Annotated in this window: 20 protein-coding genes and 1 riboswitch; of the genes, 4 read left to right on the top strand and 16 right to left on the bottom strand. The window is 46.1% G+C overall.

Features of this window, described 5'->3' with window-relative positions; genetic code table 11:
- Nucleotides 1-45: 45 nt before the first annotated feature.
- The gene (locus tag ETP43_RS06165; RefSeq protein ID WP_117525797.1) at nt 46-867 is read left to right on the top strand and encodes an AraC family transcriptional regulator; all 822 of its coding nucleotides are present in this window, start codon (nt 46-48) and stop codon (nt 865-867) included.
- A 129-nt stretch (nt 868-996) separates the two neighbouring features.
- On the opposite strand, the gene queA is transcribed toward ETP43_RS06165, so the two are convergent.
- The 4 genes from queA to ETP43_RS06145 form a co-directional block, all read right to left on the bottom strand.
- Nucleotides 997-2,022, bottom strand: a complete 1,026-nt coding sequence (gene queA / locus ETP43_RS06160; protein ID WP_117525796.1) for a tRNA preQ1(34) S-adenosylmethionine ribosyltransferase-isomerase QueA — start codon at nt 2,020-2,022, stop codon at nt 997-999.
- Between the two features lie 91 nt (nt 2,023-2,113).
- Nucleotides 2,114-3,253 carry a beta-aspartyl-peptidase gene (iadA, locus tag ETP43_RS06155; RefSeq protein ID WP_118575830.1) on the bottom strand — a complete coding sequence of 380 codons (1,140 nt, stop codon included), beginning with the start codon at nt 3,251-3,253 and terminating at the stop codon, nt 2,114-2,116.
- Between the two features lie 183 nt (nt 3,254-3,436).
- Entirely contained in the window at nt 3,437-4,957 is a 1,521-nt protein-coding gene (gene yfcC / locus ETP43_RS06150) for a putative basic amino acid antiporter YfcC (protein WP_129257406.1), read from the bottom strand.
- A 256-nt stretch (nt 4,958-5,213) separates the two neighbouring features.
- The gene (locus ETP43_RS06145) at nt 5,214-7,697 is read right to left on the bottom strand and encodes a glycoside hydrolase family 2 protein (protein ID WP_164979618.1); all 2,484 of its coding nucleotides are present in this window, start codon (nt 7,695-7,697) and stop codon (nt 5,214-5,216) included.
- 366 nt (nt 7,698-8,063) lie between these two features.
- Here ETP43_RS06145 and ETP43_RS06140 point away from each other — a divergent pair, with 366 nt between their 5' ends.
- Complete coding sequence (locus tag ETP43_RS06140) at nt 8,064-9,071, top strand: helix-turn-helix transcriptional regulator (RefSeq protein WP_164979617.1); 1,008 nt, start codon at nt 8,064-8,066, stop codon at nt 9,069-9,071.
- Between the two features lie 280 nt (nt 9,072-9,351).
- Here ETP43_RS06140 and ETP43_RS06135 read toward each other — a convergent pair whose 3' ends face one another.
- The 4 genes from ETP43_RS06135 to ETP43_RS06120 form a co-directional block, all read right to left on the bottom strand.
- Nucleotides 9,352-10,584: a DUF4129 domain-containing protein gene (locus ETP43_RS06135; protein WP_129257403.1), complete on the bottom strand. Its 1,233-nt coding sequence runs from the start codon at nt 10,582-10,584 to the stop codon at nt 9,352-9,354.
- Nucleotides 10,581-11,705, bottom strand: coding sequence for a DUF58 domain-containing protein (locus ETP43_RS06130; protein ID WP_129257402.1), 1,125 nt, complete (start codon nt 11,703-11,705; stop codon nt 10,581-10,583). The genes ETP43_RS06135 and ETP43_RS06130 overlap by 4 nt, the downstream gene beginning before the upstream one ends.
- Before the next feature lie 3 nt (nt 11,706-11,708).
- Nucleotides 11,709-12,656 carry an AAA family ATPase gene (locus ETP43_RS06125; RefSeq protein WP_129257401.1) on the bottom strand — a complete coding sequence of 316 codons (948 nt, stop codon included), beginning with the start codon at nt 12,654-12,656 and terminating at the stop codon, nt 11,709-11,711.
- 178 nt (nt 12,657-12,834) lie between these two features.
- Nucleotides 12,835-14,121: a homoserine dehydrogenase gene (locus ETP43_RS06120; RefSeq protein WP_118315933.1), complete on the bottom strand. Its 1,287-nt coding sequence runs from the start codon at nt 14,119-14,121 to the stop codon at nt 12,835-12,837.
- Between the two features lie 208 nt (nt 14,122-14,329).
- Nucleotides 14,330-14,440: riboswitch (TPP riboswitch) on the top strand.
- Nucleotides 14,441-14,775: 335 nt separating this feature from the next.
- On the opposite strand from ETP43_RS06120, the gene thiC reads away from it, so the two are divergent.
- Complete coding sequence (gene thiC / locus ETP43_RS06115; protein WP_022398772.1) at nt 14,776-16,086, top strand: phosphomethylpyrimidine synthase ThiC; 1,311 nt, start codon at nt 14,776-14,778, stop codon at nt 16,084-16,086.
- A gap of 164 nt (nt 16,087-16,250) precedes the next feature.
- Here the strand turns inward: thiC and tpiA are convergent, their stop codons facing one another.
- From tpiA to ETP43_RS06075, 8 genes are all read right to left on the bottom strand, one after another.
- Entirely contained in the window at nt 16,251-17,000 is a 750-nt protein-coding gene (tpiA, locus tag ETP43_RS06110) for a triose-phosphate isomerase (protein ID WP_106492644.1), read from the bottom strand.
- A 43-nt stretch (nt 17,001-17,043) separates the two neighbouring features.
- Nucleotides 17,044-18,237, bottom strand: a complete 1,194-nt coding sequence (locus tag ETP43_RS06105; protein ID WP_022170806.1) for a phosphoglycerate kinase — start codon at nt 18,235-18,237, stop codon at nt 17,044-17,046.
- 164 nt (nt 18,238-18,401) lie between these two features.
- The gene (gap, locus tag ETP43_RS06100; protein WP_022170805.1) at nt 18,402-19,421 is read right to left on the bottom strand and encodes a type I glyceraldehyde-3-phosphate dehydrogenase; all 1,020 of its coding nucleotides are present in this window, start codon (nt 19,419-19,421) and stop codon (nt 18,402-18,404) included.
- A 115-nt stretch (nt 19,422-19,536) separates the two neighbouring features.
- Complete coding sequence (locus ETP43_RS06095) at nt 19,537-20,379, bottom strand: histidinol-phosphatase HisJ family protein (protein WP_129257400.1); 843 nt, start codon at nt 20,377-20,379, stop codon at nt 19,537-19,539.
- Complete coding sequence (gene mnmA, locus ETP43_RS06090; protein WP_129257399.1) at nt 20,376-21,449, bottom strand: tRNA 2-thiouridine(34) synthase MnmA; 1,074 nt, start codon at nt 21,447-21,449, stop codon at nt 20,376-20,378. Before mnmA ends, ETP43_RS06095 begins: the two co-directional genes overlap by 4 nt.
- A complete protein-coding gene (gene nifU / locus ETP43_RS06085) occupies nt 21,449-21,889 on the bottom strand; it encodes a Fe-S cluster assembly scaffold protein NifU (protein ID WP_022398768.1) in 441 nt (146 codons plus the stop codon). The genes mnmA and nifU overlap by 1 nt, the downstream gene beginning before the upstream one ends.
- 41 nt (nt 21,890-21,930) lie before the next feature.
- Nucleotides 21,931-23,115: a cysteine desulfurase NifS gene (gene nifS, locus ETP43_RS06080; protein ID WP_129257398.1), complete on the bottom strand. Its 1,185-nt coding sequence runs from the start codon at nt 23,113-23,115 to the stop codon at nt 21,931-21,933.
- Between the two features lie 14 nt (nt 23,116-23,129).
- Complete coding sequence (locus tag ETP43_RS06075) at nt 23,130-23,594, bottom strand: RrF2 family transcriptional regulator (RefSeq protein ID WP_022170800.1); 465 nt, start codon at nt 23,592-23,594, stop codon at nt 23,130-23,132.
- Between the two features lie 146 nt (nt 23,595-23,740).
- On the opposite strand from ETP43_RS06075, the gene ETP43_RS06070 reads away from it, so the two are divergent.
- On the top strand, nt 23,741-25,252 hold the full coding sequence (locus tag ETP43_RS06070) for a putative polysaccharide biosynthesis protein (RefSeq protein WP_129257397.1): 1,512 nt from the start codon (nt 23,741-23,743) through the stop codon (nt 25,250-25,252).
- Nucleotides 25,253-25,372 lie beyond the last annotated feature (120 nt).

Below are 25,372 nucleotides of genomic sequence, written 5' to 3'. Positions count from 1 at the left end.
ATTTTTCAACAATTCAATCTATTCTGTCTTCTGGAGGATTATTTTATGGAATCCCGTTATTATGAAACGATACATGAGACCGGACATCTGCAGGTGCGGTTTGAACCGGTTTTTTCTCCGGCAGGCGTGTTTCCCGCACACTGGCATGAATACGTGGAAATTTTATATATTAAAGAAGGACTGCTTTCTGCCATCGTTCAGGCTGCCGAATACACGCTGCATGCCAACGATCTGCTGATCGTCAACTCCGGTGATCTGCATATGACCCGAACAAGTGGGTGTGATTATCTGATTCTTCAGGTCTCCGACCGACAGCTTCGTTCGTATCTCCCTGATTTTGACCGGCTGCGTTTTGATACGATCATCCATCTTGATCGTTCACCGGAAAATGCCCCGCTTCTTTCCTGTCTTCTCGCCATGGAAACATATTTTCAGGAACAGATGCCGCACTATGAACTTCTTTTTACTTCCCGGTTATACGAATTCCTGTACCTTCTTTGCAGGGATCACAGCACCGAAGGATCTTCTGATTTTTCCATGGAAAATAACCGGGACCGGCAGCGGATCACAAAAGTCATGAAATGGATCCGGACCAACTATCGTGAGCCTCTTACACTCGATCAGGCTTCCGGATCCCTGGCGGTTTCCCGTGAATACTTCTGCCGCTTGTTTAAAAAATATACTGGTCAGACATTTCTGGAATATCTGAATGATGTCCGCACCATGCAGCTTGCCAAAGAACTGATACAGTCTGATGATACGATTACTGTTCTCATGGAAAAGCATGGACTTACCAATTATAAAGTTTTTCTTCGCACGTTCCATAAGCTTTATGGAATGTCACCGCAAAAATATCGCACGAGTTGAAATACGCTTCGCGAATTTCACATGCAAAAAAATAGGAACAGAAACCCCCTGCAGCACCGAGGGTTTTCTATTCCTATTTGTGGCAATGGGAAAGATTTATCCCATAGTCTGATTGCCAATTATTTTTTATCAGCTGATAAACATCGCATCCCCAAAACTAAAGAACCGATATTTTTCCTGCACTGCCACTTCATATGCATGCATGATTTTTTCTTTTCCGGCCAGTGCGGACACCAGCATCAGCAGTGTAGACTCCGGCAGATGGAAGTTTGTGATCAGGGCATCGATACACTTGAACTGATAGCCCGGATAGATAAAGATCTCGGTCCAGCCGCTGGTTGCTTTTACGATACCATCTTCTCCCGTAGCTGATTCCAGGGTACGACAGCTTGTGGTTCCTACAGCGATCACCCGTCCACCATTCTTTTTCGTATCATTAATCAGTTTTGCCTGATCTTCTTCTACGATATAGAATTCCGAATGCATATGATGCTTTTCCACATCGTCCACTTTTACCGGACGGAAAGTTCCCAGGCCCACATGAAGGGTTACATGGGCGATCTGCACACCCATCTCTTTTACCTGCTCTAACAGTTCCGGCGTGAAATGAAGCCCTGCCGTCGGTGCAGCCGCAGATCCCTCATTTTTCGCATATACAGTCTGATAACGGTTTTTATCCTGCAGTTTGTGAGTGATATACGGCGGCAGCGGCATCTCTCCCAGCTGATCCAGAATTTCCTCAAAGATACCTTCATAATGGAACTGGATCAGACGGTTTCCTTCGTCTACTACATCGATGATCTCTCCGGTCAGTAATCCGTCACCAAAATCAATGACTGCTCCCGGACGGGCTTTCTTTCCCGGTTTTACCAGACATTCCCAGATATCGTTTTCCCGGCGTTTTAACAGAAGGATCTCAATGACTGCTCCGGTCTCTTTTTTATGGCCGTACAGTCTGGCCGGAATGACTTTTGTATCATTTACCACCAGACAGTCGCCCGGTTTCAGATAATTTACAATATGTTTAAAATCTGTATGCTCCAGTGCTCCGGTCTCTTTGTCCAGGTGCATCAGTCTGGAGGAAGAACGGTCTTCCAGTGGATCCTGTGCGATCAGCTCCTGCGGAAGATCATAATAAAAATCTGCTGTTCTCATTTTTCCTAAACTCCTTTATTTCGTGCTTATCCACTATAGCACTTTATGAAAGTTCCTGCAAGTGGAGAGTTGCTCTGACAAACTCTTCTTCCTATCTGACAATCCCCTTTGCGATCACTTCCATAAGTTCCAGTTCCGAACTCAGGATACACAAGTCTGCATCATATCCTTCCTGAATTCTTCCTTTTCCCTTCAGTTCAAGAATCCGCGCCGGATTGGAAGTGATGGTGGATATGGCGATTTCCAGAGGAATATCTGCTTTCTGTACACACTCTTTTACCTCTTTCAAAAGACAGCTGGACTGGCCGACACCCATTCCAAGGAATTCTCCTTTTTCGTTATACAGCGGCAGACTTCCCTGTCCGTCCGAAGATATAGTGATGTGTTTCGGATCCACACCTGCCTGCATCATCCGTCGGATGCCGCTGCACACCCGTACTTCATCACAGACGGTCTCCCAGTAGTCGATATCTTCATTTCCGGTAAAATCAACATTTCCGCCCTTTAATGCATACTCGATCGCCTTACAGAAAAGTTTTTCATTCCGGTTGACATGGGTTGGGAGAATCTGCGATGCCGGTATCTCTGTTTCCTCCACAACCCGTTCGATCAGATCCATACATCTTGGACTGTCTCCCAGATGGACATTAACAACTCCCGCCTTTCCCGAAAGGACACCGCCAAGTCTGGTATCTGCCACCACCCGGACAAATTCTTCATACGTGGGCTGAGAAGATCGGTGATCCGAGATGGCGATCTCTCCGGTTCCGATAATCTCCTGGATCATCATAATATCTTTCGTAACACTGTCTGTCAGTGTGCGAACCGGAATCTGATAACTTCCGGTATAACAGTAAGCCGACATTCCCTGTTCATTTAACCCTTTTGTTTTTGCCACCAGTGCACACATATCCCGGCCGATCCCATCGGTCCCAAGGCATCCGACAACTGTCGTCACTCCGAATCTTGTCATCCCTTCCACTGTCGCTTCCGGTGTTCGATTGGCAAATCCTCCCTCGCCGCCTCCGCCAAGCACATGCACATGGCAGTCGATAAATCCCGGTGTAAGAATCCTGTCGCTTCCATCGATCACATCCTCCGGTAAAAGGAATGGAATCTCCGGCATCCCGCCTGCCTCTTCTATCTTTGCGATTTTATCACCCAGGATAAGCACATCCTTTTTCCCCAGAGGCTCCGGCGCATATACATCAATATTTTTTATTAATTTCATTTTCTCTTCTCCTTTATCCAATCCGTATACTCCACCAGTTGCCAGGATCTCGTGCAAGCACGGACTTTGGTTCGTTGTTCGCGTAAATAAGGCGTGTATACGAAAAAAGTCATTTTTCATCTACACGCCTTATTCTACAATAGATTTATTTTCTCTTCAATCAGTTTCCACTGATCGCCTGCATCAGAATCCGATTCCAACCGCAATTAAAATCGTTATTACTGCCCCGATCATCAGTATACCCAGGTATTTCCACATGAACTTGATCCAGCTGGACCACTCGATTCTTGCAATTGCAAGAGAACCGATCAGACATCCGGAAGTCGGAACGATCAGATTAGTAAATGCATCTCCCAGCTGGAAAGCAAGTACCGAGGTCTGACGGGTAACTCCCAGCAGGTCTGCCAGCGGAGCCATGATCGGCATGGTCACTGCTGCCTGTCCGGATCCGGATACTACAAAGAAATTAAATACGGACTGGAACAGATACATCAAAACAGCTGCTGCCGCACCGGAAAGTCCTGCCAGTGCTTTTGAGATTCCATACATGATCGTATTGATCACCGTTGGTGTCGTCGGATCAGAACCACCAAGCACCTGCATAATTCCCTGTGCCATAGCCACTACCAGTGCCGCACCGATCAGATCTTTCGCTCCGTTTTTAAAAGAAGTTGCAATATCGTTCATTTTCATATCATTCAGATGGAACATCACGCCGATCACACCTGCAACGACACCCATGATAAAGAACTGTGTTGCGATCTCAGGCATATAATAGCCTTTTTTCATAACACCCCAGACTACCCATACAACGGTAATCGCCAGTGTCAGCAGAACCAGAATGTGTCCGATCCCGAAAGAATGCCCATCATCGATACCTGTTTTCTCGTTCTGCTCACGGAAATACTGATCTGTCTTATAAGCAACCGAGATCGTCGGTGTTTTTTTCACTTTCGCTGCATAGAACATGGTCATTCCACAGCCGAGTGCGGTAAATACCACCCACATCACCATACGGAATCCCGCACCGGAAAACACATCAATGCCGGCAATTCCCTGTGCGATACCCACTGAAAACGGGTTCATCCAGGAAGCACCAAAACCGATCTGTGTTGCCACATAAGTAACCAGAACTGCAATGACCGTATCATATCCAACCGCAACAAACAGCGGACACAAAATCATGGTGAACGGAAGTGCTTCCTCTCCCATTCCAAAAACAGCCCCGCCAAGAGAAAACAGTACAAAAAGAACCGGAATCAGTAACTTTTCTGCCCCTTTTGCCTTGCGGATCAGTCCGACCAGTCCCGCTTCGATGGCTCCTGTACGGATCATGATACCGAACGCACCACCAACTACCAGCAAAAATGCAATGATCTGAATCGCAGAATCGCTTACAATTCCATTAAACATGTAATTAAAGAAACCGCTTTCGCCGTCACCGCTGAATAAGGCAACCCCTTCTGTGACTGCTTTTCCCGCATCGTCTGTCAGATACTGGAAACTTCCATCTTTAATTACCGTACGGGTCTTCTCCACCCCGTTCATCATGTACGTAACATCCTGTGTTTCGTAGTAGCCCTTCGGAACAAAGAACGTAACGATCGCAGCAAGGACAACCACAAAGAAAATAATAATGTAAGTGTCCGGAACGCTAAACCCTTTGTTAAATGATTTCAGGCCTTCTCCTTTTTTCTTGCTCATACTTGAGTATCCCTCCATTTTATCTTTACATCCCATAAACGAGTCAACACACCCTCCGCGAGTTTGGCGCATTGGGTGACATTCTTCACCTTTCCACGCAAGCGTGGACTCTGGCTCGTTGTTTGCGTAAATGACATGCAAAGATGATTGTAACATATAACTGAAAAAAAAGGAAGAGATTACAGGCCGGGTTTCCGTTTTTTCTTCGTGCTTTAAAAGTACAGAGAGCACTCCAAAACCCGGCCTGTCAAATCTATTACTCTGCCGGAATCGTAACGCTGCAGTTTTTGTCTCCGGCGGTAAAGGTTACCTTGATTTTTCCTGTACCGTTTGCCCTTACAGCCGCACGGATTCGTCCTTCATATGTCATAGCTTCTGTGTCATAGTAGTTTTCCTCACTAACCGGATTGGCAGATCCATAGCCAATCACTTCTCCCGGTCCCTCAATCGACACTGCAACCCTCTGTGTCTCATCCATATTGAGAATTCCATGTGCATCCACAACTGCAACATCCACATAAGCAATGTCTGTTCCGTCTGCAGGGAGTTTTGCGTCTGCACCAACACCGGCTGTTGTCTTTACTTCGGCTGTCAGATGTACTTCATCCCCTGCTGTAGACAGAATATCTCTTCCGATTTCCATACCGTCTTTGTATGCGACTGCTTCCACCTGGCCGGTTTCATACGTCACATCAAACGTTGCCATATATTTGTGCGGTTCACCGGTTTTCTTTTTGCCAACGGATTTTCCGTTAATAAACAGTTCTATCTCATCTGCCGGTGCATAGACTTCGACCACGATACCTTTTCCTGCATAATCCTTGTGATTCCAGCTTCTGTATGCATCGGAAAAGCACCACTGGGATCCATGCTTTGTCTCACCATAATGTTTCGGTGGCTGTACAGCAATATACGGTGCTGTACGCATTCCCCAGATCATCTCTCTCCAATAGGTAACCGGCCGTCTGTCTCCAAGCAGATTTACATCCCCACAGTAAGCTGCTTTCCACGGATACGGGGCATACATGGCGCCCATAGGATTGGTGCAATCATCTCCATATACATATCCACCAATACCGTTTTCTCCCAGATAGTCCCAGGCTGTCCAGTCAAAATCGCCGATCACATATGGAAGTTTCTCTACTACTTCCCAGTTTTTGTCAAGATCCGGAGAATTCGTCTCGGAACCTACCAGAATCCGGTTCGGATATTCCACGCCTTCCGGTTCATAACGTCCCAGGGCATAATTATATCCGACGATATCCACCTGAGAAGCCGCTTCCTCAGTCATTTTAGCCAGCATCGGGCTCTGCATCAGCTGCGCCATCATATCTCCCATGTTACTCATCATAGAGTTAATCTCACCGGATGGCTGTTCTCCTGTATTCTGATCCTGTCCCTGTGCACCTGGAGCCATCTTTGACAGCATGTCCATACCTGCCAGCAGCAGATTCATGGAATTGGTCACATATCTGGTCGGGTCCAGCGCACGGATCCGGTCCGCCAGTTTTTTGCCCCAGCCGGAATCGATGGAATTCCCAACTTCCGGAATCTCATTACCGATAGAATACATGATCACACATGGATGATTTTTATCTTTCCTGATCATATTGGCCACATCATGTTCCCACCACTCGGTCATATGCATACTGTAGTCATACGCAACTTTGGAAGATGTCCACACATCTGCGTATTCATCCATCACGTACATGCCGTATTTGTCACACGCTGCAAGAAGTTTTCTGCTCATCGGATAGTGAGAACTGCGGATCGCATTAAAACCGATACTTTTCAGTGTCTTTACTCTCTCCTCAGCTGCAAGGGTGAATTCCTTTGTTCCGATAACTCCATTATCATGATGAATACAGCCACCACGCAATTTTACCGTTTTTCCATTAATCCGGAGTCCATGTACCGGATCCAGCTGCATCTTTCGGATGCCAAAGGTTCCCGTCTCTGTATCCAGTACCGTTTCTTTTTCACATACGGAAACTTCATAGTGGTACAGATTCGGATGTTCCGCATCCCAAAGCTTCGGATTTTTCACAAAAAGCCGTAATTTGTAAGTATCTGTGACATGTCCCCGGATCGTGATCGGCATATTTCCTTCTGCCACCGTTTTTCCTGCTTCATCGGTAAGTTTTGCAGACAGGAGGATACTTTTCATCGTTTTATCATCGTTCACAACTTCTGTACACACAGCGATCTCTGCGATCTGGTCATCTACACTTTCTGTTTTCACAAATACGCCGTCCGGTGCGATATGTGTCGGCTCAGCAATCATAAGATGAACATCCCGGAAAATACCACCACCCGTATACCAGCGTCCGCTTGGCACGCCATCTTTTACGATCACTTTGATGGCATTCGCCTGTCCGATTTTTACAAAATCAGTGATATCCAGATAAAAATTACTATATCCATACGCACATTTTCCGGCAAATGCATTGTTTACATAGACAAATGCATTCTGGTATACCGCTTCGAATTCCAGCCAGATGCGTTTGTCTTCTGCCTCTTTTTCAAGCTGCAGCGTCGTCTCATACACCATATCTTCCTCGTGGAAAAATCCGTTGCCCGGACCGTTTGGTTCCTGTGGATTCCTCGGAATCTCCACCAGATGATCATGGGGAAGATTCACCGGTTTCGGCGGCTCTCCCGGACCTCCGAACAGTGCGGATAATCCGCCTCCGTCGCCTGCCTGCACCGTCCATCCCTGATTCAATAATCTTTTTATCATATGCTTCTCCTTTCCTGCCATAATATTTCTGAAAGCTTTTAAAACTTTTTTCATTCGGTTTATAATACCTGCAGAAATATTTTCAGATATCTCCTTATGACATACACCACACAAAGCTGATTGCTGTACACCTTATAGTTACTGTTCACTCCGTTCTCAAGTAACTCCTTATATACAGTGTTTCTTTACTAAGTACTATTGTAATGCTTTTTAAAATGATATAAAATATCTATAATAATTGTATTTTCCAATATTTTATATCATTTTCACGAAAGGATTTCTCTTATGTTTCTTCTTTCATCAGATTCCGCAAAAACGACCCCTGCTGCCGGTTTTGAATCGCTTCCTTCTCCTTCTTTTTTCTCTATGGCGAATGCCTACGATATGACCGGACCGGTCGAGATCTTACAGCTGCGTCACTCTCCGGATAAAGAAAACAACTTTTTCACACTTTTTGAAAATAATATCTCCGGTGTCTATTATGCCTCTTTTTCTCCTCTGGAAGAAGTCAGCGATCTGATACCGCCCGATCACACCAGCCTGCAATCTATGACCTATCTCCATTCTCATGAATATTATGAATTTATGTTTCTCATAGATGGGGAAATCTATCAGAACATTGAACATTTCAGGCATTATTATCCGGCGGGAGGTTGCTGCCTGGTAGACCCTCACGTTCTCCACGCAGAAGAATACGCAACAGCATGCAGAGTTTTATTTTTCAAGATCAGCCAGTCTTTTATGCAGCAGATCCTGGCTTTTCCCCGTTACTTTCCTTCTGAAAATAATACCGCTTATCATCGTCTCCTGGACTATATACAGTCGGAACGTCATTTTACTGATTTTATACCGGCTAACGGATATGAATGGATCCAGCATCATATTCATAATATTTTCGAGCGTATGATCTGTGAATTATCCGCACCATCTGACAACATTTCCCTAAAGCTTGCCTGCTATGCCAGTCAGCTTATGATGGAACTTTTTGACCCGGTAAAGTTCAGCAACACGCCGCTTACATCCGAACATCAGAGAAACCAGAATTTATTTAACCGGATCCGCAATTACATGCTCACTTCTGACCGGAAAATCACACGCGCAGACCTGGAAGCGTATTTTAATTATTCCGGAGATACGCTCTACAAAACCATCAAAAACTTTACCGGGCTGAGTATCCATGATTACAGTTCTTACATCTGTATGAAAAAAGCAGCCGATCTGCTGATTTCCAGTGATGAAAATATCAATGATATCGCAGAATCGGTGGGATTCCGTAACTTTACACAGTTCTACCGGGAATTCAAAAAATTTTATCATGTAACACCAAGGGAATATCGACTGGCCTATGCAAGTTATCGGCAGAAAGATTCATGAAAATATCGGTTGATTCATGCATTCGGTTGACTGCTGCCATGGCAGATGAAAAGAATTTTTATACCTCCGAAAGCAGTTTATAGCTTGCCCTTTTCTGAATGTTCAGATTTTTCAAGCACGCTCTAATACAGAGTTTGAATTTTCATTTTGAAATGCGTGCACAAAAAAGCAATCGTAAAAAATACGATTGCTTTTTTGATTATTTTTCTTCTCAATTAACGCTCTATACATCATATTTCCGCCGCACTGCTTCGAAATCCAATCCATCTGCCCCAAGCTTCTACCGAATCTTAAGCATCCTCTCCATCTCTTCCCTGCTGCAATCATCTTTTCCGTATCTTGCCTTCTCATAAATCCGTGCAAAGGTTTCTGCCTCCCCCGGCTCCAGTTCCATTTCTCTGGCAGTCTGTGTGGGAGTCCAGGCTTCATCCGGCGATTCTTTCAGTTTTTCCAGCACTTTTTTTCGATAATGTTTCCGAATCCTTCCATCTGTGGAACGATCCCAGAACAGATGCTCTTTCTTTTTATGTTCCAGCCCCTTCTTCTTTTCTGCCGCCGGAGCAGGCATCAGGCGTTCGATGGTATCCCCGTTTTCTTCCGTTTTTTCATTAAACCGCAGGTACAGCCGGTATAATGCCCGGATCACCAGAAATACACACGCAAGCACCAGTCCGATACCGATCATCCAGCCAATGAGATCCAGCAGCTTATAGAACAGTTCCAGAAACCAAGGTGCCTGATTGCCGACAGCCGGCATCGCCTGTTGCGCCTGTTCGGTCGCCATGGTCTCCTCTTCCACAGGGGAGTTGGGAATCAGAAGCAACAGCCAGCGAATCACCGTCTTCAAAGCATTTCCCAGCTGCCGTATCAGCTGATCTAAGCCAAGATAGGGCGCGACGATCATCGCAGCCGCCGTCAGTCCCGATACGATCCACATCATACCCTGATTGATTCTGGCCAGCCGTCGCACCGGCAGACGCTCCATTGTTGCATGATTTTTCAAAAAGGTATCCACTTCTTCCAGATTCGTATGGAAATTGCAGATCAGAAAATATACAGCCGCCAGTATCGGTGCGATCCGTACTGCCATATCGGATGCAAAATGACCGCCAAGAAAATACAAAATCACATCGATCCCGATCCACGGATATACCGGCGATTCCAGCCAGCAGGTGTTTCTGGCCGCTCTGGCATAAAAATAAGAAATAGCAGCCAGAACTCCCAGAATCCCCATCCAGATTCCGCGTACCCCGCTTCCTGCCGCCATAACAGAACCCACAACTGCCAGCGCAGCGATCAACCCATACTGCCAGAAATGTCCGGCCCATCTTACAGCCGCAAACAAAATCGCATTCACCGGAAGCAGTAACAGTCCCACCTGGATAAATGGTTCATTTCCGTGGCCGGAAGTTACCACCGCACAGGCATAGATGGCAAATAAAACCAGGTAACCGTGACACAGTCCCAGGAAAGTAATGGCAGCTTCTCTTTTCGTCATTTTTAACTTTTTCATTTCGCCACCTCCCACCGGATCATAGTCACCTTCCGGTTTTCCGGTAATTTCCACTCCATATCATCGTATAACGTTGCGATCCATGCTCCCGTTCCACCGTCCTGCAAAAGGCTGTCAAATCCCTCATAACAACTTTCTCTCTGATTCTTGGAGATCATCACATACGTCCGGTTTCCATTCTCTTTTTCTTCCCTCAGACGATCCAGGATCACTTCCATATGTTCTGCCTTTTTTGTAAGATCCAGTCTTGTCAGACCCTCATACAGAGAGCGCACCTGCTGCGGACCTGTTCCTCCGTTCAGACTGAAACATTCGTCACTTTTCAGATCCCGCCCATTAGTACGGATTCCCACCGGGACCCCCTGTTGCAAAAGCCGGGAAGCCAGAGCAGCCGCCAGGCGGATTCCTTCCTCATGAATCTCATCGAATTTCCAGATGGTCTCATCTTCCACGTCCAGCAAGATCATCACTTCCTGAGCCGATGTGGAATCGTACAGATTGACCATCCACTGATCTGTTCTGGCTGATACCTTCCAGTTGATCTTATGCATGGGATCTGTAGGCTGATATTCCCGGATGCCCCGGAATTCAAAGGGATCTTCATAGAGGTTCTTGTGTGACAACACACTTCCCATGATCTTCTGGAACGGAATCTCCAGCTTTGTATCATCTACCATACGCGGATAGACATAAAAATGATCCGGTGACTCCAGCGTCTTATAGAACTTTTTGTTCATCAACGGACTTCTGGTTACCAATTCTACCTGAGACAGCTCATAATACCCACGCTTGGAACAGTGAAACGGAATGGTTCTCGTGATTTTCTGATATCCGCCGACAGAAAAGATATCTCTTTTATAACACTGATCCGAAACACTGGTATTTTCCCCGTCTGCAAACCATAGATTTCGATGCATCTGAAATCCAACCTGCAAGACCGGAAGAAATAACCATTTCCGATTATAGATGGTTTCCGTCAGCATGGCATCCCGGCCTTCCAGAGACGGCTCTTTCTGAAATTCTACCTGGGCATCCAGGTTCTTTCCCCACAGATGCCCGTAGATTTTCACCAGCGCATAGTTCATCACCAAAGCGCCAATTACGATCACTATAATAACCATCTGTTATCTCTCCCATTCTTCTGTAGGAACACTGACTTTCGACAGGATCTCTTCTATCTTGATCTTTCCGGTAACAGCTCCGCCAAATCCCCTGGATAATACCAGTCTGTGCGCCATCACAGGACCGGCAACTTTCTTGATATCCTCCGGTACCACATAGTCTCTGCCCTGAATCCATGCATATGCCTGAGAAGCCCGCAGCAGGGCCATTGTTCCTCTCGGACTCACACCGGAAAGAATCTCTTTGTCCTTTCTGGTGGCCTGCACCAGTTCTGCCATATAATCTAGCAGAAGCTCATGCACATGAACCTTCTTCACTTCTTCTCTTGCCGCAAGGATCTGTTCTTTTTTACACACTGCCTTCAGTGTCTCATAGGGCTGATCCAGAATAAACCGCTTTAAAATTCCCACTTCTTCTTTCTTATCCGGCAGCCCCATCGATAACTTCATAAAGAAACGATCCAGCTGTGCTTCCGGCAACGGGAAGGTCCCGGTAGTTTCCAGTGGATTCTGCGTTGCAATAACGAAAAATGGCTCTTCCAGCTTTCTCGTCACACCATCCACCGTCACCTGACGTTCTTCCATACACTCCAGCAGACTGGCCTGCGTTCTCGGCGTGGCACGGTTGATCTCATCTGCCAGAATGATATTGGCAAATACAGGACCCGGCCGGAACTGGAATTCTCCTGCTTTCTGGTTATAATAGTTCAGACCTGTAATATCGGACGGCAAAAGATCCGGGGTAAACTGAATTCTTCCAAACTCGGCATCTAAGGATTTTGCCAGCGATTTTGCCAGCATGGTCTTTCCGGTTCCCGGCACGTCTTCCAGCAATACATGTCCTCCTGCTGCCAGTGTGGTCAGCACCAGATCAATAGTCTCTTCCTTTCCAACCAGTACTTTTCCGATATTTTCTCTTAATGCCTGCACCCAGGCTCTTGATTGTTCCATGTAAAAAGTCCTCCCATATCAAGTGATTCAGGTGTTTTATCAGCATTTTGCATGATATTTTTCCCTGTTTTCATGTCTCTTTCGTTACATTTGAACGAATAGTTACATTATAACTTGATATGAGAGGACTTTCAAGTGCTGTGTGCACTTTCTGTGACTCAACACAGTTGTTTTCTTTTTATGCCACACGAATCATTCCGGAGATTTCTTTCACGGTAGACATGCCCTTTGCCACTGCCAGCGCATCCTTCAGATTCTTCTCTTTCACATCATCTGTGATCACTACGATCTCTGCATACTGGTCATTCTTTCTTCTCTGGATAACCTGCGCCAGACTGACACCACTGTTGCCAAATACACTGGCAATATTGGCCAGTACACCCGGACGGTCTTCCACAAACATGCGAATGAAGAACTTACTGCTGATCTCGTTCATGTGCTTGATCGGAAGATTCTTATAACAGGTACATCCGATTCGTCCACAGCAATCATTCAAAATATTTCTTACAATATCAAAGACATCGCCCACAACTGCACTGGCTGTCGGCAGTTCTCCGGCACCACGGCCATAGAACATGGCATCCTGTACGGCATCCCCCTGTACAAAAACTGCGTTGTATGCATCATTAACAGACGCCAGTGGATGATTGACATCGATCAGCATCGGATGGACTCTCGCTTCGATACCTTCCGGTGTATTTCTTGCCACACCAAGGAGTTTGATCACGCAGCCCATCTCTTTGGCATACTGGATATCCGTCGCTGTGATCTTGGTGATTCCTTCCGTATATACGTCATCAAAGGTAACCCGTGAATTAAAAGCAGCGCTGGCAAGGATCGCAACCTTTCTTCCCGCATCCAGTCCTTCCACATCAGCGGTCGGATCACTTTCCGCATATCCCAGTTCCTGTGCCAGTTTCAGGGCATCGGCGAATTCCATGCCATTCTGGCTCATCTTAGTCAGGATAAAGTTGGTAGTTCCGTTCATGATACCCATCACTTCTGAGATATGATTTCCTGCAAGACACTGCTTGATCGGACGAATGATCGGGATACCACCGGCTACTGCCGCTTCGTGTAAGAAATCTTTCTTATTCTTTGCTGCGGTATCCAGCAGAATATGTCCGTCAGCTGCGATCAGATCTTTGTTGGCAGTTACCACATTTTTTCCTGCTTCCAGAGCTTCCAGAATATACGTTCTTGCCGGTTCCATGCCACCGATCAGCTCAATAACGATCTCGATCTCCGGATCCTCCACGATCTCTTTCCAGTTATCCGTAAGCAAGGACGGATCATCGATCTTTTTGGATGCTTTTTCAATATTACGAACCAGAATTTTCTTCAATTCCACTTTTGCACCCAATTTCGGGATCATTTCCTCTTCCTGCATTTTCAGCACTTTATAAACACCACCGCCTACGGTACCTAAACCAAGCAGGGCTGCTTTAATGACTCTGTCTGCCATATGTTTCTCCTTTTCCGCCCAAGAAAGTTTCCTGACTTTCTTTTCTCAGGGCAACATCACTTTTCGCCCATTTTACCACACTAAAGTGAACTTGTGAAGTGTGAAGTTCCGGATACACTGAAATTTCTCCGAATTCTCTCTTGCATTTTCACCTGTTCTGATACATAATAACATTAAGTGCATCGTTTCGATGTACCAGACAACCTTTATATTGCTGACGGGGAGCTGGTGAAAGCCGGCTGAGAGGAGACGTGATTCCGTTTCGACCCGAAAACCTGATTTGGATAATGCCAACGTAGGAAAGATATACCGGATAAAAGAGGTAGACATACACACACTGTTTCTTTTTTCCATCAGACAGATTACAGGATCCTTACTCAGGTAAGGGTCCTTTTTATTTCGCGCAGTATATCCGGCTGTCAAAAGCGATGCATTGGGGACACCACTTTGTACCGCTGTAAAAAAGACAAAATCTTATGATTTTGTTCAGCATCAGAAACCCGGAACCTGCTTTCTGATGCAGGCGTCAGCAACTACTCCTATAGATTCTCCGGACGTATGATTTTTGTTCTGCATGGATACGTCTGTGTTTTGCTGACGTCAAAAACAGATACTTTTTTATTATGTATGTGAAAAGAATGGAGGCAAAACAACATGAGAAATTACACCACTCAGATGGATGCGGCACGCAAGGGAATCATCACACCCGAAATCAGCCTTGTAGCCGAAAAGGAACATATGGATGTCAGTAAACTGATGACGCTTGTTGCAGAAGGTAAAGTAGCAATCTGCGCCAATAAAAATCACACCTGTTTAAGTGCGGAAGGTGTTGGAAGTATGCTCCGCACAAAAATCAATGTCAATCTCGGTGTTTCCCGTGACTGTAAAGACTATGATATCGAAATGAAAAAAGTAATGAGCGCTGTAGAACTCGGTGCCGAAGCCATCATGGATCTTTCCAGCCATGGAAATACCCAGCCTTTCCGCCGTAAACTGACCAGTGAATGTCCGGTTATGATCGGTACGGTCCCTGTCTATGACAGCGTTATTCATTATCAGCGTGATCTTGCAACTCTGACCGCAAAAGACTTTATAGATGTGATCCGGATGCATGCGGAAGACGGTGTGGACTTTGTCACTCTCCACTGCGGAATCACACGAAAAACCATCGAGCAGATCAAAAAGCACAAACGAAAAATGAATATCGTCAGCCGTGGAGGAAGTCTGGTTTTTGCCTGGATGAGCATGACCGGAGAGGAAAATCCATTCTATGAATATTATGATGAAATTCTTGATATCTGTGAGGAATATGATGTAACCATTTCTTTAGGTGATGCCTGCCGGCCGGGATGTCTGGCAGATGCAACCGATGTATGCCAGATTGAAGAACTGGTTCGTCTCGGAGAACTGACAAAACGTGCCTGGGATCACAATGTACAGGTTATGGTGGAAGGTCCCGGACATGTGCCTCTGGATCAGGTAGCTGCCAATATGAAAGTCCAGCAGAGCATCTGTATGGGAGCTCCTTTCTATGTACTCGGACCTCTTGTCACCGATATTGCTCCCGGATATGACCATATCACCGCGGCCATCGGTGGCGCCGTTGCTGCCATGAACGGTGCTGCATTCCTTTGTTATGTAACACCTGCAGAACACCTGGCTCTTCCAAATGTAGAAGATACCAAGCAGGGAATCATTGCCTCCAAAATCGCAGCTCATGCAGCTGATATTGCCAAAGGAATCCCCGGCGCCCGTGATATAGATGATAAAATGGCAGATGCACGTCGTGTGCTCGACTGGGATGCCCAGTATGCCTGTGCTTTAGATCCGGAAACTGCCAAATCCATCCGCGCCAGCAGAATGCCGGAAGATGACCACAGCGATACCTGCAGCATGTGCGGCAAATTCTGTGCTGTCAGAAGCATGAACAAAGCCCTCGCCGGAGAGTATATTGATATTTTGTAAAATTATCACTTTTTAAATGATCGTGTATTTTTCATTTAAAAGTAATTATGATGAAATTATAAAACGCCACGAAGCGCATTGGATCTGCTGAATATCACCAGATCTTCTTGCGTTTCGTGGCGTTTTGACACGTTTCTTTATTTACTTTTTACAAATGTAAGGATTTATTTGTAGTTTACGATCTGTCCGAATTCTTCTTTGAGGGAAGCGCCTCCAACCAGTCCGCCATCGATGTCTGCCTGAGCAAACAGGTCTGCTGCTGTTTTGGAGTTTACGGATCCACCGTACTGGATACGGATCTCTGCTGCTGTAGCATCATCGTATACTTCAGCGATACACTCACGGATCTTACCGCATACTTCCTGAGCCTGCTCAGTAGTAGCTGTTTTTCCGGTTCCGATAGCCCAGATTGGTTCGTAAGCGATAACGGCTTTCTTTGCCTGATCTGCTGTCAGACCCTGGAAGCCAATCTTAACCTGCTGACGGATGAAGTCCATGGTTACACCCTGCTCTCTCTGTTCCAGAGATTCACCACAGCACATGATAGGTGTCAGACCATGTTCAAATGCTTTGTGCATTTTTTTGTTGATGTCTTCATCTGTTTCTCCAAAGTATCCTCTTCTCTCGGAATGTCCCAGAACAACGTATTTTACGCCTGCATCTACCAGCATGTTCGGGGAGATTTCTCCGGTGTAAGCACCTTTTTCTTCGAAGTACATATTCTCAGCACCAACCTGGATGTTAGTTCCTTTTGCAGCTTCTACTACAGGAACGATGTCGATAGCAGGTACGCAGAATACTACGTCTACTTCGTCATTCTTTACCAGTGGTTTCAGAGTTTCAACCAGTTTAACAGCCTCACTTGGAGTCATGTTCATTTTCCAGTTACCGGCAATAATTTTTTTTCTAGCCATGTTACGTTTCCTCTTTTCTTGTATCCTTTCCAGGATCTGATTCTTATTTATCGTTTGCTGCTGCTACACCTGGCAGTTCTTTTCCTTCCAGGAATTCCAGGGAAGCTCCACCACCGGTAGAGATGTGAGTCATCTTGTCACCAAATCCCAGGATATTAACAGCTGCTGCGGAATCACCACCACCGATGATGGTTGTAGCGTCTGTCTCAGCCAGAGCTTTTGCTACTGCTGCGGTACCGTGTGCGAAGTTCGGCATTTCGAAGCATCCCATCGGTCCGTTCCATACTACAGTCTTAGCATCTTTTACAGCGTCTGCAAACAGTTTTTCTGTTTCCGGTCCGATATCCAGACCTTCCCAGCCATCCGGAATCTGTCCACATGGAACAACTTTCATGTTGCAGTCGTTAGAGAATTCATCACCGATTCTGTTATCTACAGGCAGAAGCAGTTTTACACCTTTTTCTGCTGCTTTTTTCTTCATATCCAGAGCATACTGCAGATAGTCATCTTCACACAGGGATACACCGATGGTACCACCTTCTGCTTTTGCGAAAGTATAAGCCATACCACCGCCGATGATCAGAGTATCTACTTTATCCAGCAGGTTGTTGATTACGGAAATCTTGCTGGAAACTTTTGCTCCACCCAGGATAGCAACGAATGGTCTTTCCGGGTTGTTTACTGCATTGCCAAGGAAATCGATCTCTTTCTGCATCAGATATCCAACAACAGCAGTATCTACATATTTTGTAACACCTACGTTAGAGCAGTGAGCTCTGTGAGCGGTTCCGAATGCATCGTTTACGAAAACATCACACAGGGAAGCCAGTTCTTTGGAGAATTCGTCTCCGTTTTTGGTTTCTTCTGCACGATAACGGGTGTTCTCCAGAAGGATTACTTCGCCGTCTTTCATAGCTTCTACAGCTGCTTTTGCGTTTGGTCCGACAACTTCCGGATCAGCTGCAAATTTTACTTCCTGTCCCAGCAGTTCGCTCAGTCTTACTGCAACCGGTGCCAGAGATAATTCTGGTTTCGGCTCTCCCTTCGGTTTGCCAAGATGAGAACACAGAATTACTTTTCCACCATCAGCAATCAGTTTTTTGATCGTAGGAAGTGCTGCTACCAGACGGTTCTCGTCTGTGATCTTTCCATCCTGCAGAGGTACGTTGAAATCGCAACGAACCAGAACTCTTTTGCCTTTTACGTTGATATCATCAACAGATTTTTTATTAAGCATTGGCATATGCCTCCTTTTAATTATTCGCACACTTGTGCCTTTACAGCTACATCTGTATCACGCGGATTCGCCAGGATCTCATACAGGGACAGACTTTTGCTCCCAACCCGCGTATAAAAAAGGAGCCCGGTCCAAAGAGACCGGACCCCCAATGAGCCTATGGATTATGCATTCAGCAGTTTTCCGAAGTGTTTGATTGTTCTTACCATCTGGCTTGTGTAAGAATTCTCATTGTCATACCATGAAACAACCTGTACTTCTGTTGTACCGTTTTCCAGTGGCAGAACCATTGTCTGAGTAGAATCAAACAGAGAACCGAATCTCATACCAACGATATCGCTAGATACGATTTCGTCTTCGTTGTATCCGAAGGACTCGTTAGAAGCTGCTTTCATAGCTGCGTTGATCTGATCAACTGTTACGTTACCTTCAACAACTGCTGTCAGGATAGTTGTGGATCCTGTAGGAGTTGGAACACGCTGTGCAGAACCGATCAGTTTGCCGTTCAGTTCCGGGATAACCAGACCGATAGCTTTTGCAGCACCTGTGCTGTTTGGAACGATGTTAACTGCAGCTGCACGGGATCTTCTCAGATCGCCTTTTCTCTGCGGTCCGTCCAGAGTCATCTGATCTCCTGTGTAAGCGTGAATTGTGCACATGATACCGGATTTGATCGGTGCCAGGTCATTCAGGGCTTTTGCCATAGGAGCCAGGCAGTTTGTTGTACAGGAAGCTGCAGAGATGATATGATCATCTGCTGTCAGAGTTTCATGGTTTACGTTGTAAACGATTGTTTTCAGATCGTTTCCAGCCGGAGCGGAAATGATAACATGTTTAGCACCAGCATCGATATGAGCCTGAGCTTTGTCTTTGGATGTATAGAATCCAGTACACTCCAGAACTACATCTACACCGATTTCTCCCCAAGGAAGTTCAGCTGCATTAGCTTTTGCGTAGATTTTGATTTCTTTTCCATCAACAGTGATAGAATCTTCACCAGCTTTTACTGTGTCAGCCAGAGCATATTTTCCCTGTGTGGAATCATATTTCAGTAAGTGTGCTAACATTTTTGGGGAAGTCAGGTCGTTGATTGCAACGATTTCAAATCCCTCTGCTCCAAACATCTGTCTGAATGCCAGACGACCGATACGTCCAAAACCATTAATTGCTACTTTTACTGCCATGATTTTCATTCCTCCTAAAAAGTAAATAAAATTTGTGATCTTTCTTTAAGATTGTTAAAGAAACATCAACCTGTAATTATTCTACCTAATTTACCTGAAAAATTCAAGCATAATTTCAAATTTTACCCAAAACTTTTCTGAATTCAGGTTTTCCCTGTCTGAAGACTGCATAAGAATCGAATCCGCAGTCAGAAAGCAATGCGGGAAGCCTGTCAAATCCGTATTCCAGATATTCCGGCACATGACCGTCGGAACCGATCGTGATCAATTTTCCGCCCAGTTCCCGGTATCTGCGGATCACATCCGGATGCGGGTTGGTAAATCCGAGCATCCGAAATCCTGCGGTGTTGACTTCCAGTGCGATCTGATGATCAATCAGATATTGCAGAATCGCATCGATTTCTTCCGAAAATCTTTCATATGAATAATATTTGTCTTTTTCTTTTCCATAGCGCACCGCATAATCCAGATGTCCCAGCGTATGGATTTTCGGTGCTCTCTTTAAGTTTTCCAGAGTCGCCCGGAAATATTCACGGTATGCCTCTTCATCTCCCAGTTTTTCGTATATTTTTCCGAAATAAGGGTCTTCTCCGTGGATCAGGTGCATGGAACCGATAACAAAATCAAACGGATACTTCGCAAGATAGGCATCCTGGCGTTCTTTCAGATGTTCCTGCATGCCCAGTTCCACACCGAGACAGATGCGGATCCGGTCTTTGTACTCTTCCTGTACCTCCAGCACGCGTTTTACATAGGCATCCGTATCCAGATCAAACTCGCCTTCCGGATAATCCATATCCATATGATCGGTAAAACAGATATGATCCAGCCCCAGTTCTATGGCACGTTCTACCTGATCGGTGATCTTTGTCTCACTGTCCGCCGAAAATTCGGTGTGAATGTGACAGTCTGCGGTTATTCTGCCAGCGTACGGACCGGCTTCTGTTTCTCTGATCATACGATGGTTCCTCCTCCTAACACATGTTCGCCCTGATATAATACGAGAGCCTGTCCCGGGGTTACTGCACGCACCGGAGTATCAAAATGACATTCTAACAGATCCTCTCCGATCCGTTTCACTTTACAGGTATCCCCTCTGTGATTATAACGGATCTTACCAAGTGCTTCGATCTCTTCCGGAATATCTTCCACCGCCATAAAGTTCAGGCGGTTCGCCCGCACGGTGGTCGTAAACAGATCTTCGTTGCTTCCAAGAACCACTTCATTGGTTTCCGGACAAATTTTCTGTACAAATACCGGTTTTCCAAGGGCGATATTCAGTCCTTTTCTCTGTCCGATCGTGTAGCGGGTGATTCCCTTGTGGCGTCCGAGCACTTTACCGTCTTTGTCCACAAAATTGCCCTCCGGCACTTTTCCCTGACCGTATTCGTCGATAAATCCCGCATAATCGTTATCATCCACAAAGCAGATCTCCTGAGAATCCTTTTTGTGTGCAGTCGGAAGTCCGATCTTTTCTGCCATGTCACGGATCTGGTCTTTGGAATAGTCACCTATCGGCATCAGTGTCCGTTTTAACTGTTCCTGTGTCAGATTATACAACGCATACGTCTGATCTTTTGCCGCAGTCACGGAATTGCGGATCGCATATCTGCCGTTTGGCAGCTGCTCGATTCTTGCATAATGTCCGGTGGCAATATAATCTGCACCGATGGCAAGACTTCTTTGCAACAGGGACTCCCATTTTACATAGCGGTTGCAGGCGATACACGGATTCGGTGTGCGGCCGTGCAGATACTCGTCCACAAAATAATCCATGACATTTGCTTTGAATTCTTTCTTGAAATTCATAACATAATAAGGAATATCAAGAATCTGTGCCACTCTTCTCGCATCGTCAACGGCAGAAAGGCCGCAGCATCCCCCGTTTTCTTCCTGGATCAGCTCCGGCTCGTCCTGCCATATCTGCATGGTTACTCCGATCACATCGTAACCCTGTTCTTTTAACAGCCAGGCTGCCACAGAGGAGTCAACTCCTCCGGACAGCCCTACAACTACCTTTTTTTTCATTAATATTCTTCCTCTTCGGTCTCGCCTTCGCTGATATCAGACTTCGGTTTGCTTAAACCTTCGATCTTGATATTGTGTTTTTCAGCGTAATCCCACAGTGCTGCGTGGATGGCTTCCTCAGCCAGCAGAGAACAGTGAACTTTTACAGGCGGCAGTCCGTCCAGCGCTTCCATAACGGCTTTGTTGGTTACTTCCAGAGCTTCCTGGATGGTTTTTCCTTTTACCAGTTCTGTTGCCATACTGCTGGTTGCAACAGCTGCACCACAGCCGAAAGTTTTGAATTTGCAGTCCTGGATGATGCCGTTGTCATCGATATCCAGATACATTCTCATGATATCTCCACATTTTGCATTACCTACGGTACCTACTCCGCTGGCGTTTTCGATTTCTCCTACATTTCTCGGATGCTGAAAATGATCCATTACTTTTTCGCTATACATATCTATATTTCCTCCGTATATTCGTATGTTAATCTTTTTTATTATTTATTCTGTTTTTTCATGAAGTCTTCGTACAGCGGAGACATGCTTCTCAGACGCTCTACGATACCTTTGATCTGTTCTACAACGAAGTCCGCATCTTCTTTTGTAGTTTCTTCGCTCAGTGTCAGACGCAGGGAACCGTGTGCGATCTCATGAGGCAGTCCGATAGCCAGCAGTACATGGGACGGATCCAGAGATCCGGATGTACATGCGGAACCACTAGATGCGCAGATGCCTGCCATATCCAGCATGATCAGCAGGGATTCTCCCTCGATGAACTGGAAGCTGAAGTTTACGTTGTTCGGCAGACGCATGGTTGGATGTCCGTTCAGTTTGCAGTACGGGATCTCTTCCTGGATCTTTTTGATCATGTAATCTCTTACTTCGATCTCTTTTGCAGTACGTTCTTCCATGGTACGAAGTGCACGCTCTGCTGCCACACCGTATCCTACGATGCCCGGTACATTTTCTGTTCCGGCTCTTCTCTTTCTCTCCTGAGCGCCGCCGTGAACGAAGGAACGCAGTTTTAATCCTTTACGGATATAAAGACATCCGATACCTTTTGGTCCGTTGATCTTATGTCCGCTGGAGCTTAACATATCAATATGACATTCGTCTACATTGATCGGGATCTGACCAAATGCCTGTACAGCGTCGGTATGGAATAAAATACCGTGTTCTTTTGCGATCGCACCGATTTCTTTGATTGGCTGCAGGGTACCGATCTCATTGTTTGCTGCCATGACTGAGATCAGGATGGTCTCCGGTGTGATGGCTTTCTGCAGCTGATCCAGATCTACAACACCATTTTCATCTACATCGATGTAAGTGATCTTTGCTCCCTGTTTTTCCAGCCATTCGCAGGTATGCAGGATCGCATGATGCTCGATCTTTGTGGTGATGATGTGGTTTCCTTTTGATTTATATGCTTCGTAAGTAGCTTTCAGTGCCCAGTTATCAGACTCGGAACCACCTGCGGTAAAGTAGATGTCGTTCGGATTTGCTCCGATGACAGATGCTACTTTTTCTCTTCCTTCTGTTACGGCTTTTTTGCTGATTCCTGCCAGTTCATATACGCTGGATGGATTGCCATAGTATTCTGTAAAATACGGGAGCATCGCCTCTACTACTTCCGGTGCAACTTTTGTGGTTGCCGCATTATCCAGATAAATAATTTTCTTCATGATGATTTTGCCTCCTATCCCTGACAGCCTGCAGGCTGTACCTGTCCTTTTTCTTTCAGTTTTTTACTCTCTTCCACCAACTGGTTGAGATACATGGTATCCACTGCATGAGTAATTCCTTCGTTGATGCGCTGCCATACATATCGCGTCACACACAGATCTGCATTTTCGCAGCCACCGTTTCCTTCTTCGCCGTTTGCCGGACAGGTTACTGCCCGCAGATCTCCTTCCAGTGCACGAAGGATATCTCCAACCGAGATACCGATTGCCGGTCTTGCCAGCTGGTACCCTCCGTTGGCTCCCCGGATGCTTTTCACCAGTCCTTCCTTTTTCAGACTGGCCATCAGCTGTTCAAGATAACGCTCGGAGATGTTCTGCCGATCCGCTATACTCTGTATAGACACCGGTTCTTTTTCACTATATACAGCCAGATCGATCATCGCTCGGAGACCGTATCTGCCCTTCGTTGATAATTTCATGTTGCCTCCCTTCCGGAAGTTTCCTTTGGTCTTTCAGATTCCCTAGTAATCTACTGGGATATGACCCTTTGTCAATATAACACGACTCCCCGGTTCTGTCAAGGCTGGCAGCCTCATATATTTAAAAAAAAGCCCCGGAGCTTGTTATGTTTTCTTCTGCGAAGCATCCTGTCCTCACCGGTACTGCCATCCTCACCTGTGCGGGTACCTTGAGCCGCCTGATTGGCTTCTTTTATAGGATATTCCTATCCCGCACCATTGGTGCACAGGGTCTGGGAATCTACCAGATGATTTTCCCGGTCTATGCCTTCTGCCTGTCCGGTGTCACCGCCGGCATTCAGAGTGCCTTATCCCGCTGCTGCTCCGCCGCTTTATCCAAGGAAAATCCGAGAAAGGGATGGGTATTTTTCCTGAGTGGAAGCGGACTTTCTGTGGGACTTTCACTGATCGTGTCCTTTTTTCTGTACACCCGCGCACCCTGGATCAGCCTTCATATCTTACATGAGATCCGATGCTGTGAACTTCTGCAGCTGCTTGCTTTCAGTCTGCCCCTCTGTTCCATACACACCTGCATCCATGCCTGGTACTTTTCCACCCGCCGAACCACGGTTCCGGCTGTATCACAATTACTGGAACAGTTTGCCCGGGTGGGTGCTTCTTATGTCATTTACCTGATTTTCCTGGAGCAAAACCTTGCTCCGACACCGATCCTCGCCGTTGGCGGCATGCTTTTCGGAGAACTGGCGGCATGCTTCTTCTGCGTTGTCTGTCTCGCTTTCCAGAAACCTTCCTATAAAGGCACTACCGACTTTCGCGTCCGTTCCTGCCTCTGGGAAATCCTTACCTTATCCGTCCCGCTCACCCTGAACCGCATGCTCGTCAACCTCTTACAGAGTACCGAAGCCATCCTCATCCCAGGAAAACTCGAAGCATCCGGACTTACAAACGCACAGTCCCTCAGTCTGTATGGCGCACTGACCGGTATGGCATTGCCCTTTATTTTATTTCCTTCTGCGATCACGTCCGCCCTTTCCACGATGCTCCTCCCAACCATCGCCGGACAACAGGCAGCCGGAAAAGAAGATGCCATCATCCGCTCTACCGAACAGACCATTCAATACTGTCTGTGGCTCGGCTTTTTATCCGGAGGAATCTTCTTCTTTTTCGGAAAAGAGCTGGCACAGATCTTCTACCAAAACCAGGACGCCGGCATCTTTTTACAGATTCTGGCCTTTCTCTGCCCGTTCCTCTACCTCACCGCCACCCTGAACGGCATCCTGAACGGCCTGGGACACACCGTCCAATGCCTGATCCAAAGCCTCGCCGGCCTTGGAATCCGAATCCTCTTCGTGACCTTCGCAATCCCCCACATGGGAATCCGCGGCTACCTCTTCGGACTGCTTTTAAGCCAGCTTATCATTACGGGATTAAACCTGATCTTTTTACATAAAAGTGTAAAATTTCGATTTCCAGCAGTAGAATGGATCGTCCTGCCCTGTTGTGGAATGATCCTTGGATGTGGATGCGGTCTGTTTCTCTACCGTATACTGTCTGAAATGAAAATGAGTGGATATATCGCACTGTTCGGAAGCGTTCTTATAACCGGAGGAATATTCCTGATGATGATGAAATTATTCACCCAAAAAACTCCACGCTAGAGCGCGTCTGAAAAAGGCTCTAGCCATGTTTCTCTTACATATCATAAAACAGTTTTTATAACACACGAACTTTTCAGATTTACTCTGTGCCTTCTTTTTCACACCATTCACAAACGACTT

The organism is Blautia faecicola (assembly GCF_004123145.1).
In the GTDB taxonomy this organism is placed as follows: domain Bacteria; phylum Bacillota; class Clostridia; order Lachnospirales; family Lachnospiraceae; genus Oliverpabstia; species Oliverpabstia faecicola.
The sequence above is the reverse complement of the archived record's forward strand: the minus strand, read 5'-3'. Positions and strand labels throughout refer to the sequence as shown.

Bases quoted from the DNA above. Each gene is read 5' to 3' on its own strand.
- queA (WP_117525796.1), bottom strand. From the start codon at position 2,022: ATGAGAACAGCAGATTTTTATTATGATCTTCCGCAGGAGCTGATCGCA.
- nifU (WP_022398768.1), bottom strand. From the start codon at position 21,889: ATGTATAGCGAAAAAGTAATGGATCATTTTCAGCATCCGAGAAATGTA.
- ETP43_RS06125 (WP_129257401.1), bottom strand. From the start codon at position 12,656: ATGGAACAATCAAGAGCCTGGGTGCAGGCATTAAGAGAAAATATCGGA.
- ETP43_RS06140 (WP_164979617.1), top strand. From the start codon at position 8,064: ATGGCGAATGCCTACGATATGACCGGACCGGTCGAGATCTTACAGCTG.
- ETP43_RS06075 (WP_022170800.1), bottom strand. From the start codon at position 23,594: ATGAAATTATCAACGAAGGGCAGATACGGTCTCCGAGCGATGATCGAT.
- ETP43_RS06135 (WP_129257403.1), bottom strand. From the start codon at position 10,584: ATGAAAAAGTTAAAAATGACGAAAAGAGAAGCTGCCATTACTTTCCTG.
- ETP43_RS06165 (WP_117525797.1), top strand. From the start codon at position 46: ATGGAATCCCGTTATTATGAAACGATACATGAGACCGGACATCTGCAG.
- iadA (WP_118575830.1), bottom strand. From the start codon at position 3,253: ATGAAATTAATAAAAAATATTGATGTATATGCGCCGGAGCCTCTGGGG.
- ETP43_RS06095 (WP_129257400.1), bottom strand. From the start codon at position 20,379: ATGATCAGAGAAACAGAAGCCGGTCCGTACGCTGGCAGAATAACCGCA.
- mnmA (WP_129257399.1), bottom strand. From the start codon at position 21,449: ATGAAAAAAAAGGTAGTTGTAGGGCTGTCCGGAGGAGTTGACTCCTCT.
- gap (WP_022170805.1), bottom strand. From the start codon at position 19,421: ATGGCAGTAAAAGTAGCAATTAATGGTTTTGGACGTATCGGTCGTCTG.
- ETP43_RS06105 (WP_022170806.1), bottom strand. From the start codon at position 18,237: ATGCTTAATAAAAAATCTGTTGATGATATCAACGTAAAAGGCAAAAGA.
- tpiA (WP_106492644.1), bottom strand. From the start codon at position 17,000: ATGGCTAGAAAAAAAATTATTGCCGGTAACTGGAAAATGAACATGACT.
- ETP43_RS06145 (WP_164979618.1), bottom strand. From the start codon at position 7,697: ATGATAAAAAGATTATTGAATCAGGGATGGACGGTGCAGGCAGGCGAC.
- nifS (WP_129257398.1), bottom strand. From the start codon at position 23,115: ATGAAGAAAATTATTTATCTGGATAATGCGGCAACCACAAAAGTTGCA.
- yfcC (WP_129257406.1), bottom strand. From the start codon at position 4,957: ATGAGCAAGAAAAAAGGAGAAGGCCTGAAATCATTTAACAAAGGGTTT.
- ETP43_RS06130 (WP_129257402.1), bottom strand. From the start codon at position 11,705: ATGGTTATTATAGTGATCGTAATTGGCGCTTTGGTGATGAACTATGCG.
- ETP43_RS06120 (WP_118315933.1), bottom strand. From the start codon at position 14,121: ATGGCAGACAGAGTCATTAAAGCAGCCCTGCTTGGTTTAGGTACCGTA.
- ETP43_RS06070 (WP_129257397.1), top strand. From the start codon at position 23,741: ATGTTTTCTTCTGCGAAGCATCCTGTCCTCACCGGTACTGCCATCCTC.
- thiC (WP_022398772.1), top strand. From the start codon at position 14,776: ATGAGAAATTACACCACTCAGATGGATGCGGCACGCAAGGGAATCATC.